Origin of the sequence: Lutibacter citreus, from assembly GCF_003260195.1 — a bacterium.
Taxonomy (GTDB): domain Bacteria; phylum Bacteroidota; class Bacteroidia; order Flavobacteriales; family Flavobacteriaceae; genus Lutibacter; species Lutibacter citreus.
Genome location: NZ_QEIH01000008.1, coordinates 116,820 through 133,931, shown reverse-complemented (window position 1 = coordinate 133,931; position 17,112 = coordinate 116,820). Strand labels below are relative to the sequence as shown.

Genomic DNA, 17,112 nt, shown 5'->3' with positions numbered 1-17,112 from the left:
TTTTCGCTAAAATATTAAATTAATACAAGCTATGTGCTTTTTGTATCATAAAATTCAAATGCAACTAAAAAAAAATCTTAATTTTGAAATCTTAAATTTAATAAAATGAAAAAAATATTTGCCCTACTTATTACAAGTATAATACTTGTACAATGTATAGCTATAAAAGCAGAATCTAACCCAACTACAACCATTGAAAAACAAGAAACAACTTTAAATAAAACAAATTCTAAATCCCCTAAATTAGTTATTGGAATTGTTGTTGACCAAATGCGTTATGATTATTTAATTAGATTTTATAATAAGTATGGAGAAGGAGGTTTTAAAAGATTAATGAACAAAGGTTACAATTTAAACAATGTTCATTACAACTATATTCCTACATATACAGCTGTAGGGCATACTTCAATATACACAGGGACTACTCCAACAAATCACGGAATTATATCCAATAATTGGTATGATAAATATGAAAAAAAATCTATTTATTGTGTAGATGATGACAGTTATGAGACTATAGGTGCAAAAACAGGTGGTAAAAAATCACCTCATAGAATGTTAACAACAACAATTTTAGATCAACTTAGGCTCTCACAAAATATGAATGGTAAAAGTATTGGGATTTCTATAAAAGATAGATCGGCAATTTTACCAGCTGGTCATACAGCAAATGCCGCCTATTGGTTTGAAGGTGGAAATGTAGGTAAATTTATAACTAGCTCATTTTATATGGATAAATTACCATCTTGGGTTGATAAATTTAACAATTCTGGGGTAGCAAATAATTATTTAGAAAAAACATGGAATACTTATTATGATATTAATTCTTATAATGAATCTATTATTGATGATAATAATTTTGAAAAACCTTTTAAAGGAAAAAGCGCTCCTTCCTTTCCTTATAATTTATCTGAATTAAGAAAAGTTAATGGAAATTATGACTTACTAAAAGCTGTTGCTTTTGGGAATGATTTTACAACCGATTTTGCTAAAGCTACAATTTTAGGAGAAAACTTAGGTAAAAGTAAATACACCGACTTTTTAGCAATTAGCTTTTCTAGCACAGATTATGTAGGACATAGATTTGGTGTAGATTCAAAAGAAATTGAAGACACTTACATTAGAATAGATAAAAACATTGAAGATTTAATTAATTTTTTAAACACCGAAATTGGATCTGATAATTATACTTTATTCTTAACTGCAGACCATGCTGCCGTTCAGGTTCCTTCTTATTTAAAAACATTAAAAATCCCAGGAGGTTATTTTGACAATGCTGCATTTAAAAAATATGTAAACTCAATTACTTTTAAACATTTCAATTCTGAAAATATAGTAGAAAATATTTCTAATAATCAATTGTTTTTAAACACAAAAATAATTACTGATTTAAATTTAGACATTTTAAAAGTTGAACAAGTTCTTGTTGATGAAATTATAAATTTTACCAATGTTTATAAATCTGTAAGCGGCCATACGTTACAAGCAACTTCTTTTAATTCGGGAGTGCTGCAAAAATTACAAAATGGATATAACCAAAAACGTTCAGGAAATATTTTATTTGTTCCTAAACCAACCACTATAAGTTATGCCCACGTAGGAAGCACTCACGGATCTGGATACAGTTACGATACCCATGTTCCATTAATATTTTATGGAAACGGAATTAAACAAGGATCTTCAGATAAAGATTATCCAATTGTAGACATTGCTCCTACCTTAGCCAGTTTTCTTAAAATAGAACAACCTAATGGAACTTCAGGAAAAACCATAACAGAAGTATTAGAATAAAAAAGAAGTATTAAAACATAAAAAAAAGCCATCATTGATGGCTTTTTTTTATGTTTTAATACTATTGAACTAATATCTATATACAATAGCATTTATATTCATTCCCGCACCTACAGATGCAAAAAGTATAACATCTCCTGGATTAACTACATGTCCTTCCATTTGACCTTGTCTCACTTGATCTAATAATATTGGAATTGTTGCTACAGAACTATTTCCTAACCTGTGAATATTCATTGGCATTACTCCTACCGGTACTTTAGTTTTATATAGTCTATAAAATCTTTTTATAATTTGTTCATCCATTTTTTCATTAGCTTGATGAATGAATATTTTTTTCACTTCTGAAATGTCAATTCCGCATTTATCTAAAGAAGTTTTCATAGCCATTGGAACATTAGATAAACCATACTCGTAAATCTTTCTTCCCAACATTTTTATGTAGTTAATATTTTGATCTGACTCCTTATTAAAGGATTTACCATAATGTAAATAAAAACATTCATCAATAACATCAGTTCTTGTTGCATGACTTAAAATTCCGGAGTTCTCATCATCTTCAACCGCCTCAATTACACTAGCTCCTGCACCGTCAGCAAAAATCATTGAATCACGATCATATGGATCAACAACTCTAGATAATGTTTCAGAACCAATTATTAAACATTTTTTTGCAATTCCAGACTTAATTAAAGCTTCAGCTTGTATTACACCTTGCACCCATCCTGGACAACCAAATAATAAGTCAAAAGCAACACAATTTGGATTTTTAATCCCCAATTTATATTTAACTCTTGAAGCTAAACTAGGTAACATATCACTTTGTATGCTTCCTGTTTTTACATCCCCAAAATTATGTGCAACTATTATATAATCTAAATCTTCCTTATCAATTCCAGCATCTTTAATTGCTCGCTCAGAGGCAAAAGAACCTAAATCTGAAGAGTTCATTTCAGCCTCAGCATATCTTCGTTCTTCTATACCTGTTATAGATTTAAATTTTTCTATAATTACTTCATTTTCCTGATCAAATGGAGTTCCATCTTCATTTAAAAATTCATGGTTTAAAAAGTCTGAATTCTTTTTAACTACATTTGGAATATAGCTTCCGGTTCCTGTTATTACTGACCTCATTTTTTTTGTAAAAAGTTAATAAACAAATTTAAATTGAATTACTTATTCAACTCTGAAATTTTTAATTCCATTACGGTGGCTATCGACAATGCTCTAGACTTTGCCGTGTGCGCCATTTCACCTTCAAACAACTCATCAACTGTCTTATTAAACGCTGATAACCAACACTTAAAATGTTCCACCTTAAAAGGTTTCTCTTGATGTAATTTCAGGTGTGGAGCCATTGCATTTTTACGATACCCACCAGAATAAAACAATACATTATCCCAAAAATCAACTAGAACTTGTAAATGAATTTCTAACTGTTTTGGATTTTCAAAATTAACAAAAAAATGCCGGACTAATTCGTCTTTCATTAATTTTATATAAAATGTTTTTACTAATAGGTAAATATCCTCTCTATTCTCAATATCTTTCTTCATTATTAAAGAAATGATTTATCAAAAGCAATTGGAAGTAAGTCTGAAATAGAATTTGTTTTTATCACCTTACCTTCTTCTCCCATAAAATAAACTTCTACATTACTGTTTTGTTTTAGTTCATATTCAGATAAAGTTTGCCTACATGCTCCGCAAGGAGCCACAGGCTCTTTTAAAACTTGGGAACTTGAACTAGCCGTAATTGCTAATATTTTGATTTTAGCCTCTGGATATTCTGAAGACACTTTCCAAATAGCTACTCTTTCTGCACACATCCCAGATGGGTATGCTGCATTTTCTTGATTATTTCCAGTAATAATTTCACCACTTTCTAAATAAAAAGCTGCTCCAACAGAAAATTTTGAATAGGGTGCATATGCCTTTTTTTTAGCTTCAATAGCCTTATTCATAAGAGTAAATACTTCTTTTGGAAGTTCATCTATTGAATCATAAACTGAAATACTAGTTGTAATTTCAACTTTTTTCATTAATAATTGATCTATTAAACTTTGTTAATTTACTTCAAAAATATCTCCAAAATCAAAAGACAGAGAAAATCTTAGTGTATTCTCTAGTGGATTATTAATATCTGAAGCATTGAATAAATATGAAATATCTAATTTAGAACTTTTAAAATTAAACCCAGACCCAATAGTGAAATATTTTCTAGCTCCTTTTAAATCACTTTCATTAAAATAACCTGCTCTAATTGCAAAAGAATTATCGTACATATATTCCGCTCCTAATGCCCAAGTAAATTCTTTCATCTCTTCACTAAATCCTCCTGGTGCATCATTAAATGATTTAAACATTCCGCTAAAAAAACTAATATCATCTTGAGAATATGGAGGTTCACCATCATCTGAAACACTTGGTGTTGGCACTAATAATTTATTCAATTCTAAGTTTAAACTTATTTTATTATAATTATCTAAAATAAAATCAAAACCACCTCCAACTTTCATATTTGTTGGTATAAAATTGTCTTGACCATCATCTGAATAGGAAACTTTTGGACCAATATTAGAGATATTATAACCAGCTCTCCAAATACCATTAAAATCTCCATAGTTTTTTTCATCAGACTGAAAATAACCAGAAATATCAACTGCGAATGAATTTACTGGACTAATTGTTGAATTTGCAGATTCTATACCTAAATCAGAACGAATATAACGTAAAGTTACACCCATAGAATATGTTTCATTTAATTTTAAAGAATAAGATGCATCAACAGAAAACTCATTTAATTTTTCAGTACCATTTGGAAAACCACTATTATCTGTTAATTGAATTTCTCCTAAATTAAAATACTTTAAACTTGCAGCCCAGGCACTTCTTTCATCAATTCTGTTAGCAAAAGAAAATCCTCCTAAAAAAACATCATTAGTTAATTCTCTAAGCCATGGAGTATAAATTATTCCAACGGAAAACTGAGATCTCATAAAAGCAAACTTTGAAGCATTCCAATGTTGTGAGTTTGCATCTGGAGAAGTTGCAACCCCTATATCTCCCATACCTCCTGCTCTTGCGTCAGGTGCTATTAATAAGAAAGGTGCTGCGGTTGTAATTGGATTTGCCGTTTCTTGTGCATTTATATTTGAAAGTGCAAATAAAACAGTTAGAGAAACTAAAATTATTTTTTTCATTAATGGTTTTCTTTAATTTAATAATTTTATTAAATCATTATTGCAATATTACTAATTTTTCAGTTTTATGAGCAGTAGTATTAGAATTAATTGCTTTTACTTTAATTTTGTAAACATATACTCCTTTTCCAATTTTTGAACCAAAATCATCTAAACCATTCCAATTTAAAGACCTACATAAATTTCCATCCGCTTGAACTGTTTCATTTATTGTTTTAACTAATTTTCCTGAAACAGTAAAAATTTGCACTTGAATATTTAATAACTCATTAGGTTTATTATGATTAAACCAAAACTCGGTATAATTAACAAATGGATTCGGATAATTAAGTACTTTAGTTAAAATTAAATCTGAACTATCTGTTACAGTAAATGTAAACGTTGATTCTGTTAAATTATTGTAAGTATCCCATACCTTTAGGTCTATTGTGTGCATTCCTTCTGAAAGATCTTTAAATGAATATGTTACCTTTCCTTTTTTATAATTATTTAAATCGGTTTGATAATAATCATTTAAAATTATTGGATTTGCTTGATCATTATCTAATATCGCTACAATATCATGATCTACTGCCGTTATTGAAGTATTAATCCCGTTTTCATCTTCTAAAACACCAATAAACATTGGTGAACTATCTGTAGTACCTCCATCAACAAAGTTTAAATCATTCATATATAATTGCACAACTGGCCCTTTGGTATCTTCTGGTGCGTTTTTATTTATTCCACCAACGGTAATATCAAAGTTAAAACCTGCTTTATCCGATTTTTTATCCGTTGCATAAAAACTAAGTTTACCTTTACCATAAGCAACCTTTAAATCTTTTGGAGCTACAAAATCAAAGGTAAATTTACCATTTTCAACTTTAGATCTTCCTTCAAATATTTTACTATCAATTACATCAAATTGCATTTTAATATTTTTAGAATCATTATCTAGTGTTGATTTTATTATTGCTTTATCAAATACTGAAATATCAATTTCTCCATTATAATCACTTAAAACATTATTATTAATATCTGCAACATCACCTTCAAATTTAATATATGAAAGAGCTTTAATAGTATCTGTAGAAGTAGCCACATCCTTACCGTTCATTGCTGTAATATTAATAGAAGGTTCAGGAACACTCAAGTGCATAGCCGGATCTCCAAAATTAAATATAAAGAAACGTTGGGTGGTTGAAAATTGATTTTTGGCCTCAACCAAACATTCTGCAATCGACAAATTTTCATTATCAAATTTTAGCAATGGTTTAATTAAACGGTCATTAAAAACTTGACCAACACTAATATAAATCTCTCTTGAAGTAGAAATTAATGAACCAGCTCCATAATTTGGTTCCCAAAATAAAAATTCTCCTGCTGTTTTTCTTAAAGGGTTATCAAATCTAGAGAAATCACAAGTAACAGTAACAAATAATGGTAGTTTATTTTTATTCTCCATCTTTTGAATTTCTTCTAATCTTAAAATTCCTTCACTAGCCCAACCGTTTTCTCCTCCATGACCAAAATAATCAATAAGTAAAGTTCCGCTTTCAATTTTATTTAAAATATCCAAATTAACTGTTGGGTAAACTTTCCCTGAAGATGTTGTTTCTTGTGTGTAGGCATCTAAATAAATTTTATTTAAATTAAAAACTGGCTTTTTGGAAGATATTGAATCAGCTATTTTCTCCATATTTAGCTGAATTATTTCTTCTCCCGAACTATCAATATCATCAGCTATTAATGTTAATCTTGTTCGCCAATTCCCGAATGAATCCTCACTATAATAATCTAATATTTTATCTACTACTTGTTTTGCTTCAATAACATCTGTAACAGGAATTCTACCTGTTGCAACATCTTGTCTTTCAAAAGAATTCATTAATCCTTCATTTTCATCCATCATTCCATAATAATCATCTGTTACATATGAAGATGCTAAATTAAAACTGTTGTACGCCTCAAAAACAGGTACAATATTGTTATTACCTTCTATTCTATCTTTAAAATCATAAGAAGCATCACCAAATAAACAAACATATTTAATTTTGTTAGTTGTTGAATTATTATAAAGATGTTTAATAAAATCTCTTATTGCAGTTACATCTTGTGAGCCCGATGAAAACTCATTGTAAATTTCATTTAAACTAACTACTTTTGTAATTAATCCTGAATTTACCTTATGAAAATTAGCTAATCTTTGAGCTTCATTGAATAAGTAGTTTTGTGTTATTAATATGTAATCAATATTATTTAAACTATGTAAATTCTGATTTTCAACTACACTTTGATCTATTTGATTAGGTGAGTAATAATCATTTTCTGGAATTAATAAATATTCCTCTAATTCCCCTCCATTAAAATTAAATGTAAAATTAGAACCTGTTGATTTGTTTTCAACCACTTTTGGATCTAATGGATTTGTTACATCCCAAACCCATTTAATATTATTACTATTTTGAATTGAGTATTCAAAAACATTTAAAGATCCAACTGTGCTAAAATTTCGAAAATTATATTGTGTCTTTTTCGCTATTAATTTTCTACGTCCTAAAACCTCAATATAATCTAACCAGGCTTTAGCCCCAGGATTACTATTATTATTAAACTCTACATCAATATTTACCTCATCTCCAGACAATTCAAATTCCCCTATGTTTTCATTTGCAATAGCCCCTGTTAACCCACTATATGTTCCATAATTAATATTTAACATTTCACTGTCATTTATTAAAATATCCATTGAAGTTGTTGAATAGGATTGAACAACACCTCTAACTCTAACCTTAACTTTTTCTGAAGAATCAATTTCATCAAAAGGAATTGAATATGAATTAATATTTTCAAAATTAAAATCATCTCCAAACCATTGTTGTCCTGCTCCAAACAAATTCACCTCATCCTTTTCATAAAATGTAAAATCATCAAAAGAAGAGAATGTTAAATTGGCACTTCCCAAAACCTCAGGTTTAGTAGAAATTCGTTTCCCTAAAGAATCACTAATAGTTAAAAAATAAAATGATTCTTCCGAATAAATATTATATATATGTCTTGAAGTGTTTAAATTTGGATTTGAATCATGTTCCCAATAATGTGGTCCTTGAGCATAAAATAATATAAAATCACCATTATCAAAACTACTATCAGACTCTCCTCCTATATAAATTGAATTCTCTTGCAGTCCATCAGGTCTAATATTACTGTTTTTTTGAGAAAGCATTTTACCTCCGTTTCCATAAATCTTAATATTTTTCGGATTTATAGTATTAACATCTACGCCCAATTTTTCTAAGAAATTCTTATCAATTTTATAAACTCCTGTTTTATTAATAGAAAATTTAAACCATTTTCCATTAGCCAATACAGAATTTTTAACTGAACTTTTATGCTTTAAACTATTTTTATAATTTCCAAAAGAATAATTCAATTGAAATGAAATAACGCGTTTAAGTTTATTTTTAACTTTAATAATTGGTATTAAATTTAAAGCTAAAAATGATTTTTCTTTATCATTAGCTATATTTAAATTATAACTTAATGAAGCTCCTATAAATTCTTTTGGAATTGAATAATTTGAATTAATATTTTCATAAACAACATTACTAATTGAATGACTTGTTAATACTTTACCTTTCTCAATTTCCCAATCGCTATCATAAACAGGTATCAAACTCTCATTCAGCAAATTACCTTTAACAAAACAAGTATTTATAGTTACATCTTTATTTACAACAAATTCAATATTATCCTCCCATATAAGGTTTATTTTTTTAGAAGATTTTTGTTGGGAAAATAACTCAGTTACAGATATAAACAGAAGAAAAATTAATATAATTTGAATTTGCTTCATCAATTAAAAAACATTTAATTTTGGGATTAATCTTAATTTTTATACAACATTACATATAATAAAGTACAAAAACAATCGTTATAAAAAACATAATTAATTATTTTGTTGCAAAAAAAATTATTTAGCGTAAATTGCGACCTATTAAACCCTTATAATATTAGTATGAACCTCAATAATTTTAAAATAATACCAAAGGTAATTTTTTCATTTATTCTAATAACAACATTAGTTGGTTGCCATAGTAGAAACCCTCATAATGCAGGTGGGCTAACTGGATGGAGTTCTTCAGATAAAAGCGCTGTTGGATTCTATGATTCTAAACGAGATTACCAAGGCCAAGAAGCTCCTCCTGGTATGGTTTTAATTGAAGGAGGAACTTTTACAATGGGTCAAGTTCAAGATGATGTTCTATTTGATTGGAATACTACACCTGTTAAACAACAAGTTCGATCTTTTTATATGGATGAGACCGAAGTTACGAATTCAGAATATTTATTTTATTTAGATTGGATGGAAAAAGTTTTCCCTCCTAATAATATAAATTATGAACACATTTACGAATCTGCTGTACCTGATACATTAGTATGGAGAAATGTTTTAGGTTTTAATGAACTATTATCTGAAAATTACTTAAGACATCCGGGATATGCTGAGTATCCAGTAATTGGTGTTAGCTGGGTTCAAGCTAATCAATATTGTAAATGGAGAACTAATAGAGTTAATGAAAAGATTTTAATGAATAAAGGTATCTTAAATCCATTATTCGAATTAGATTCAGTTAAAGTGGAAGGTAAAAATCATTTCGATACTGAAGCTTATAAACAAAACCCAAATGCTCTTTTTGATGGTGATTCAACTATCTACCATAAAGGACTTCCTGCATATGCTAAAAAGAAAAAAGGAGCTCCTAAAACTAAAAGAGGTGCTTTCACGGGGAGACATGTAAAAGTAGCTGATGGAATATTATCTGGTAGTTTCAGACTTCCAACTGAGGCAGAATGGGAATATGCTGCTAAAGCAGTTATTGAGGGAAGAGAATACAACAACATTAGAGGTAGAAAAAAATATGCTTGGAGTGGTAAATACACTCGAAATAAAGATAAACGCTTTTTAGGAGATCAACTTGCCAATTTTAAACAAGGTAAAGGGGATTATAGTGGTGTTGCAGGTTGGAGTAATGATGGTGGAGACATAACCATTCAGGTGAAATCTTATGAACCAAATGCATTTGGATTATATGATATGTCTGGTAATGTTGCTGAATGGGTAGCTGATGTTTATAGACCTATAGTAGATAATGATGCAAATGATTTCAATTATTTTAGAGGAAACATATTCACTAAAAAAATGATTGATTCAGAAGGAAAAGTTGTAGTTGCAGATAATTTCTCTGTTCAATATGACACTCTTGATAACGGAAGAATTATTCCAAAAGATTTACCAGGTAGTGTTAAATATGTGCCAGTTACAAAACGTGACGCATATATGAGAAATAATTATGAAAAAGCTTATAATGTAGACGCTGAAGATGGTGATTTAGCTTCAACAAAACTTTATGACAAGGAAGAGGAAGAATTAGAAGTTAAACCTAGAATGTATAACTCTCCTATTAAACCTAAAGTAATTGGTGAAAGTGGATTTATAATGCAACAATATGATACTAAGAAAAGAAATACTTTAATTAGTGATAAATCTCGTGTTTACAAAGGAGGATCATGGAGAGATAGGGAATACTGGTTAGACCCTTCTCAAAGAAGATTTCTTCCTGAATATATGGCTACAAATTACATTGGATTTAGATGTGTAACAGATAAAATTGGACCAATGACAAATAAAAGAAGAACACCTGTTACCTCAAAAGTAAGACACTAAAACATTTAATAATAATAAAAACCTCATTGTGAATAACAGTGAGGTTTTTTTTATATTTATATTATGGATATTAAAGATATTTATACGCTATTCTCAAAGAATTTATTAATTGATACTGATACAAGAAAAATCAGAAAAGGAAGTTTATTTTTCGCTTTAAAAGGTGATAATTTTAATGGTAATAAATTCGCCACAGCTGCTTTAAATAAAGGAGCTGAATATGCTATTATTGATGAGAAAGAATTTAATACTCATAACAACACTATTTTAGTTGAAGATGTTTTAAAAACGCTTCAAAAGCTTGCCAATTACCATAGAAAACAACTTAATATCCCTATAATTTCACTAACAGGTAGTAATGGAAAAACAACTACAAAAGAATTAATAAACGCTGTTCTTTCAAAAAAATATAATACCACTGCTACAATAGGAAATTTAAACAATCATATTGGAGTTCCATTAACTTTATTATCAATGGATAAAACAACCGAAATTGGAATTGTTGAAATGGGAGCCAATCATTTAAAAGAAATTGAATTATCTTGTAATATCGCTGAACCCAACTATGGTTATATTACAAATTTTGGTAAAGCTCACCTTGAAGGTTTTGGTGGTGTTGAAGGTGTAATAAAAGGTAAATCTGAATTATATGAATTTTTATTAAATTCAAACGGAAAGGCTTTTATTAATGAAGATGATGAAATACAAATAAAACAAAGTAATGGTACCGATTCTATTTTATTTAATTCAAAAGAAATAAAATTTATTGAAGCAAATCCTTTTGTTTCAGTAAAATTTCAAAATATATTAATACAAAGTCAATTAATTGGAAGTTATAATTATAATAATATTGCTGCTGCTATAGCCATTGGAAACTACTTTAAAGTTAGTTTAGAAGATATAAAAGAAGCAATTGAAAATTACATTCCTACAAACAATAGATCTCAAATTATTGAAAAAGAAACGAATCAAATTATTTTAGATGCTTATAATGCAAATCCAAGTAGTATGAAGGTTGCATTAGATAATTTTAAACAATTAAATAGTTCGTCAAAAGTTGTTTTTTTAGGAGATATGTTTGAGCTTGGAGTAACAAGTAATAAAGAGCATCAATCAATTGCAGATCTTGCCACTAATTTTAAATTTAACAAAGTGTTTTTAATAGGAAAAGCATTTTCTACAACTAGTGTAAAAAATGCTTTTGTTTATGATAGTTTTGAATCTTTTAAAAATTCAACAAATTGTAAATTAATCACCAATTCAACTATACTCATTAAAGGATCTAGAGGAATGGCTTTAGAACGAATCTTAGATTTATTTTAAATTCATTAACTCACGGTGATGTTTTATCAATCCATCTATTGGACGACGAACAATATTTCCCAAGTCAACCAAATAATATTTGGCAACATCTTCAATAATATCACGAGCAAAAAATGCAATTGAACCTACAAAATGTACAGGAACAGTTTGTGATTCCTTATAAGGTAAAATTCTATTTTTAAAGAATTCTTTCATCCCCTTATGAAGTACTTTATTAAAATATAAAGTCCTTTTATTTTTCAACATAAATTCAGCAAAATTTGCTAAATATGTATTTGGGTTTTCTTCTTTATAAATATTATTTTTAATAATGTCTGCATCAACATTAAATTGCTCTTCGAACATTTTAGCTATTTCCTTTGGCATTTTTTTATAGTAATAATCTCTTATCAATTTTTTACCAAAATAATTACCACTTGCTTCATCCATTAAAATATACCCTAATGAAGGAATACGAACATCTACATTCTTACCATCAAAATAACAAGAATTAGATCCAGTTCCTAATATACAAACCATTCCTGGCTTGTTGGTTACTGCATAAGCAGCTGCATAAGTATCTTCTTTTACAACAACCTTTGCATTAATAAAAAATGATTCAAATATTGATTTAAGCAATGCCGTAGGTTTTGGTGTTCCGCAACCAGCTCCGTAGAAATAAACCTCCTCAACAGTTTCTTTTATTTTTTGAAAGTCTTCATTTTCAGAAAGTCTTTCATTTAATAAGTCAACTGGGAAAACAGCGGGATTTAATCCTCCTGTTCTAGTTTTTAAAGCCACTTCGCCTTTTGCATCTAGCAAAATCCAATCGGCTTTTGTAGAGCCTCCATCAGCTATTAGAATCATTTTTTATTTTATTTTTATAAAATTATTTAACTTCACTAATGTAAGTAGCTAAATCAACTAATTTAGTTGAGTAACCAAATTCATTATCGTACCAAGATACGATTTTTACGAAGTTATCATTTAATCCCATAGAAGCGTTAGCATCAAATACAGAAGTTCTTGGTTCAGATACGAAATCTTGAGAAACAACACCTTCATCAGTATATCCAAGAATACCTTTTAATTCGTTTTCAGAAGCATCTTTGATTGCCGCTTTTACTTCATCAAAAGAAGCACCTTTTTCTAAACGACAAGTTAAATCTACTACAGATACATCAACAGTTGGTACTCTAAATGCCATACCTGTTAATTTTCCATTTAATTCTGGAATTACTTTTCCAACAGCTTTTGCAGCTCCAGTTGAAGCAGGTACAATGTTGTTTAAAGAAGCACGTCCTAATCTAAAGTCTTTTCTTGATGGTCCATCAACTGTAAATTGAGTTGCAGTTGCAGCGTGAACTGTAGTCATTAACCCTTCAACGATACCAAATTTATCATTTAATACTTTAGCGATAGGAGCTAAACAGTTTGTAGTACAAGATGCGTTAGATACGATAGTATCAGCAGCAGTAATGTTTTTGTGATTTACACCCATTACGAACATTGGTGCATCAGCAGAAGGTGCAGAAATTGCAACTTTTTTAGCTCCAGCAGTAATGTGCTTTTGAGCTCCTTCTAAGTTTGTAAAGATACCTGTACAGTCTAACACAACGTCAGCACCTACAGCATCCCATTTTAAATCTTCTGGATTACGTTCAGCAGTAATTCTAATTGATTTTCCATTAACAACTAAGTTACCATCTTTTACATCGATAGTTCCATCAAATTGTCCGTGAACTGAATCGTATTTCAATAAATAAGCTAAGTGTTCTACAGCTAATAAATCATTAATACCTACTACTTCTACATTTGATCTGCTAGCTGCTACTCTAAAAGCGATTCTACCAATTCTACCAAATCCGTTAATTCCAATTTTAATTGTTGACATTTTTATTGTTTTTATCTATTAATCTATGTTTATACTGAAGTTATTTCAGCTACTTTTAATAATTCTTGATCTATATCGTGGTTCATTTTAATGGCTTTATTAAGCCCAACTGTAGTTACTTGATTATTAGTAATACCAACCATTACACCAGATGTTCTATCTAATAAATGCTCAACAGCAGCTACTCCTAACCTACTAGCTAATACTCTATCTCTACAACTTGGAGAACCACCACGTTGCATATGACCTAATACAGAAACTCTAATATCATAATCAGGGAAAATTTCTTTAATATGATCTCCTAATTCAAATACATTTTTTCCAATTTTATCACCTTCAGAAACAACTACAATACTTGAAGTCTTTCCTTTTTCTTTACTTGCTTTTAGAGATTCTACTAATCTTTCTAATCCTAAATTCTTTTCTGGAATTAAAATTTCCTCAGCACCAGCACCAATTCCTGAATTTAAGGCTATAAACCCAGCGTCACGTCCCATAACTTCAATAAAGAATAATCTATTATGTGAACTTGCTGTATCTCTAATTTTATCAATAACTTCTACAACTGTATTTAAAGCCGTATCATAACCAATAGTTCTATCAGTTCCATAGATATCATTATCTATTGTACCCGGGATTCCAATTACAGGGAAATTAAATTCATGAATAAATTTAAGACCTCCGGTAAATGTACCATCTCCTCCAATAATAACTAAAGCTCCTACACCTTCCTTCTTTAAATTTTCGTAGGCTTTTTTTCTTCCTTCTGTGGTTTTGAATTCTTCCGATCTGGCAGACTTTAAAATAGTCCCCCCTTTATTAATAATATTACTAACATTACGACCAGATAAAGCTTCAAAATCACCTTCAATTAAGCCTTGGTATCCTCTATATACACCAACGCATTCTACTCTATAATATGTACATGCTCTAACAACGGCACGTATGGCTGCATTCATCCCTGGGGCATCTCCTCCAGAGGTTAATACTGCTATCTTTTTTATTGGTTCATTCATTCCTTAAAATTATACATCAAAATTAACCCTTTTATAGGGTTTTAGTCTACAAATCAGCGCATTATTCACTAAAACGATTTCGCTATTACCGTAAAAAAAAGGTTGAAAAAAGAGCTTGATTTTTCAATTTCAACCTTCTTATTTTCAACCCTATAAAGTTATATATTTTAGCTTTATTATTTCAAATAAAATGTTAATTTTTAATTAAACTAAAATATGTTGAGCGTTAATTCTCTCAAATTGAATTTTAACCTATTTTTTTTCGAGTTTTAAAATATAAGAATCAAGAGTATTTAATTTTACATTAAACTTCCCTTCTCCATTTTTCACTATTAATTTTGTAGTATATTTTTTATACAATTGATCAGTAAATGTATAAGATCCGTCTTTTAAATTCCATTTTGTTATTACATCTGAAGGAATCAATAAATCTAAATCATGATTTATTAAATCATCAAAGTTTGATATTATAAGTAATTTTTCATTTTCACTCCATCTAACAAATGAAAATATTTTTCTTGTATAATTACTAACCAATTGTCTGTTGTAATGGTGAATTTCTTGATACTCCCCCATTAATGCTTCACTATTTATTGTAAAGTTTAACAGGTGTTTATAAAAATCTCGTAAGTCTTTTTCTTGTTTTGTTGATTTTCCTCCATCAAATTTTCCTTCATTCATCCAACGTTGATGCGTTGGCACTCCAATATAATCGAATATAGACGTACGTGTTGGTGATCCAAAACCTGCCTTTTCATCTCCTGGTTCCCCTACTTCTTGTCCAAAATAAACCATAGTTGGCGATGTACTTAAAGTTGCAGAAACAACCATAGCTGGTTTTCCTTTTTCTGCTGAACCTGCAAAATCAGAACTAGCAATACGTTGTTCATCGTGGTTTTCAAGAAAATGCAGCATATTATGCTCTATATCTGATTTGTAATCTTGAATTCCAGTTATATGATCTGTCCAACCATGACCTTGCATTATATTTTTAATGGTATCGTACAAAGCTACCTTATCATATAAATAATCCATTTTACCTTTTCTAATATAATCTCTATACATGTCTGGATTGTAAACTTCTGCTAATAAAAAAGCTTTTGGATTTTTCATTTTAATAGAAGAATTCATAAAACTCCAAAACTCTACAGGAACCATTTCTGCCATATCATATCTAAATCCATCAATATCTTTTGCTATCCAATATAAAGCGATATCTCTAAATTTAATCCAAGAATCTGGCACATCTTTATCGCTCCAAAATTTAAAATGAGCTTTATAATCTTCATTTTCAAATCCGCTAGGCAACTCAGCAAAATCTTTTCTACCATCTGGGCTTACACCATAATTTACTTTAACTGTTTCATACCAATCATTAAAACCAGGTTTAGACGCTCTTGAGCCATTCCCGGTCCATTTAGCTGGGTTTTCTTCAAACTTACCATCAATTAAAGGGTTTTCTTCCCCTCCTAAAGGCAAGTACCCATCTTGCCAATCAGGTAAAACAAAAGCTTCTCCTGGATTGTAATAAAAGTTATTATTTACATCGTATTGTTTTGTTTTATCATCACTTTCTCCAAAATCTTCAATTCCTTTTGGATTTGTAACTCCTTTATAATTCCTAGCAACGTGGTTTGGAACTATGTCAATTATTACTTTCATTCCAACTTTATGAGTTCTTTTCACTAAAGATTCAAACTCTTCAAGTCTATTTTCAACATTTACTGCTAAATCTGGATTCACATTGTAATAATCCTTTACAGCATAAGGTGAACCCGCTCTACCTTTAACTACATCTGGATCATCGTTAGAAATACCAAACTTGGTATAATCTCTAATAACATCATGATGAGGAACTCCGGTATACCATATATATGTAACTCCTAATTTTTTAATTTCTTTAAGAGCTTTTTCGGTAAAATCGTTAAATTTCCCTACTCCATTTTCTTCTAAAGTTCCCCAAGGTTTATTAGTTGTATTGGTATTCCCAAACAGCCTTGTAAACACTTGATAAACTACTTCTTTATGGTTTTTTTTAGCTTTCATCTCCTTTTTATCTTCTTTTTTTTCCTGATTACAAGCGACAAAAATAAGAATTAACGTAACAATTCCTGTTATAAATTTTGTTTTCATATTGTTAAATATTGGTTGTTCGTGCTATCCGTAGATTTTAGATTCCTGTCTGTGAACTTTGCAG

12 protein-coding genes are annotated in these 17,112 nt (G+C 29.4%); 3 read left to right on the top strand and 9 right to left on the bottom strand.

Annotation, left to right across the window (positions count from 1 at the left end; genetic code table 11):
* Nucleotides 1-105 precede the first annotated feature (105 nt).
* Nucleotides 106-1,791 carry an alkaline phosphatase PafA gene (pafA, locus tag DAD81_RS16735; protein WP_111709456.1) on the top strand — a complete coding sequence of 562 codons (1,686 nt, stop codon included), beginning with the start codon at nt 106-108 and terminating at the stop codon, nt 1,789-1,791.
* Between the two features lie 69 nt (nt 1,792-1,860).
* Here the strand turns inward: pafA and DAD81_RS16730 are convergent, their stop codons facing one another.
* Genes DAD81_RS16730 through porU form a run of 5 tightly spaced genes read right to left on the bottom strand, consistent with a single transcriptional unit; the run spans nt 1,861 to nt 8,831 of the window.
* Entirely contained in the window at nt 1,861-2,925 is a 1,065-nt protein-coding gene (locus tag DAD81_RS16730) for a 3-oxoacyl-ACP synthase III family protein (RefSeq protein ID WP_111709455.1), read from the bottom strand.
* A gap of 38 nt (nt 2,926-2,963) precedes the next feature.
* Nucleotides 2,964-3,347: a group III truncated hemoglobin gene (locus DAD81_RS16725; RefSeq protein WP_111709454.1), complete on the bottom strand. Its 384-nt coding sequence runs from the start codon at nt 3,345-3,347 to the stop codon at nt 2,964-2,966.
* A 2-nt stretch (nt 3,348-3,349) separates the two neighbouring features.
* Nucleotides 3,350-3,847 carry a cytidine deaminase gene (cdd, locus tag DAD81_RS16720; protein ID WP_394340172.1) on the bottom strand — a complete coding sequence of 166 codons (498 nt, stop codon included), beginning with the start codon at nt 3,845-3,847 and terminating at the stop codon, nt 3,350-3,352.
* Between the two features lie 9 nt (nt 3,848-3,856).
* Nucleotides 3,857-4,993, bottom strand: coding sequence for a type IX secretion system outer membrane channel protein PorV (porV, locus tag DAD81_RS16715; RefSeq protein WP_111709452.1), 1,137 nt, complete (start codon nt 4,991-4,993; stop codon nt 3,857-3,859).
* A 37-nt stretch (nt 4,994-5,030) separates the two neighbouring features.
* A complete protein-coding gene (porU, locus tag DAD81_RS16710; RefSeq protein ID WP_111709451.1) occupies nt 5,031-8,831 on the bottom strand; it encodes a type IX secretion system sortase PorU in 3,801 nt (1,266 codons plus the stop codon).
* A 162-nt stretch (nt 8,832-8,993) separates the two neighbouring features.
* Between porU and gldJ the strand changes: the two genes are divergently transcribed.
* Nucleotides 8,994-10,703: a gliding motility lipoprotein GldJ gene (gldJ, locus tag DAD81_RS16705; RefSeq protein ID WP_111709450.1), complete on the top strand. Its 1,710-nt coding sequence runs from the start codon at nt 8,994-8,996 to the stop codon at nt 10,701-10,703.
* A gap of 63 nt (nt 10,704-10,766) precedes the next feature.
* Nucleotides 10,767-12,026 (top strand): UDP-N-acetylmuramoyl-tripeptide--D-alanyl-D-alanine ligase, encoded by a 1,260-nt coding sequence (locus tag DAD81_RS16700; protein ID WP_111709449.1) that lies wholly within the window; start codon nt 10,767-10,769, stop codon nt 12,024-12,026.
* Here the strand turns inward: DAD81_RS16700 and DAD81_RS16695 are convergent.
* The 4 genes from DAD81_RS16695 to DAD81_RS16680 form a co-directional block, all read right to left on the bottom strand.
* Nucleotides 12,018-12,872, bottom strand: coding sequence for an N-acetylglucosamine kinase (locus tag DAD81_RS16695; protein WP_111709448.1), 855 nt, complete (start codon nt 12,870-12,872; stop codon nt 12,018-12,020). The genes DAD81_RS16700 and DAD81_RS16695 overlap by 9 nt on opposite strands.
* 22 nt (nt 12,873-12,894) lie before the next feature.
* Nucleotides 12,895-13,899 (bottom strand): type I glyceraldehyde-3-phosphate dehydrogenase, encoded by a 1,005-nt coding sequence (gene gap, locus DAD81_RS16690; RefSeq protein ID WP_111709447.1) that lies wholly within the window; start codon nt 13,897-13,899, stop codon nt 12,895-12,897.
* A gap of 29 nt (nt 13,900-13,928) precedes the next feature.
* Nucleotides 13,929-14,915 carry a 6-phosphofructokinase gene (gene pfkA, locus DAD81_RS16685; protein WP_111709446.1) on the bottom strand — a complete coding sequence of 329 codons (987 nt, stop codon included), beginning with the start codon at nt 14,913-14,915 and terminating at the stop codon, nt 13,929-13,931.
* A 252-nt stretch (nt 14,916-15,167) separates the two neighbouring features.
* Nucleotides 15,168-17,048: an alpha-amylase family protein gene (locus DAD81_RS16680; RefSeq protein WP_111709445.1), complete on the bottom strand. Its 1,881-nt coding sequence runs from the start codon at nt 17,046-17,048 to the stop codon at nt 15,168-15,170.
* Nucleotides 17,049-17,112 lie beyond the last annotated feature (64 nt).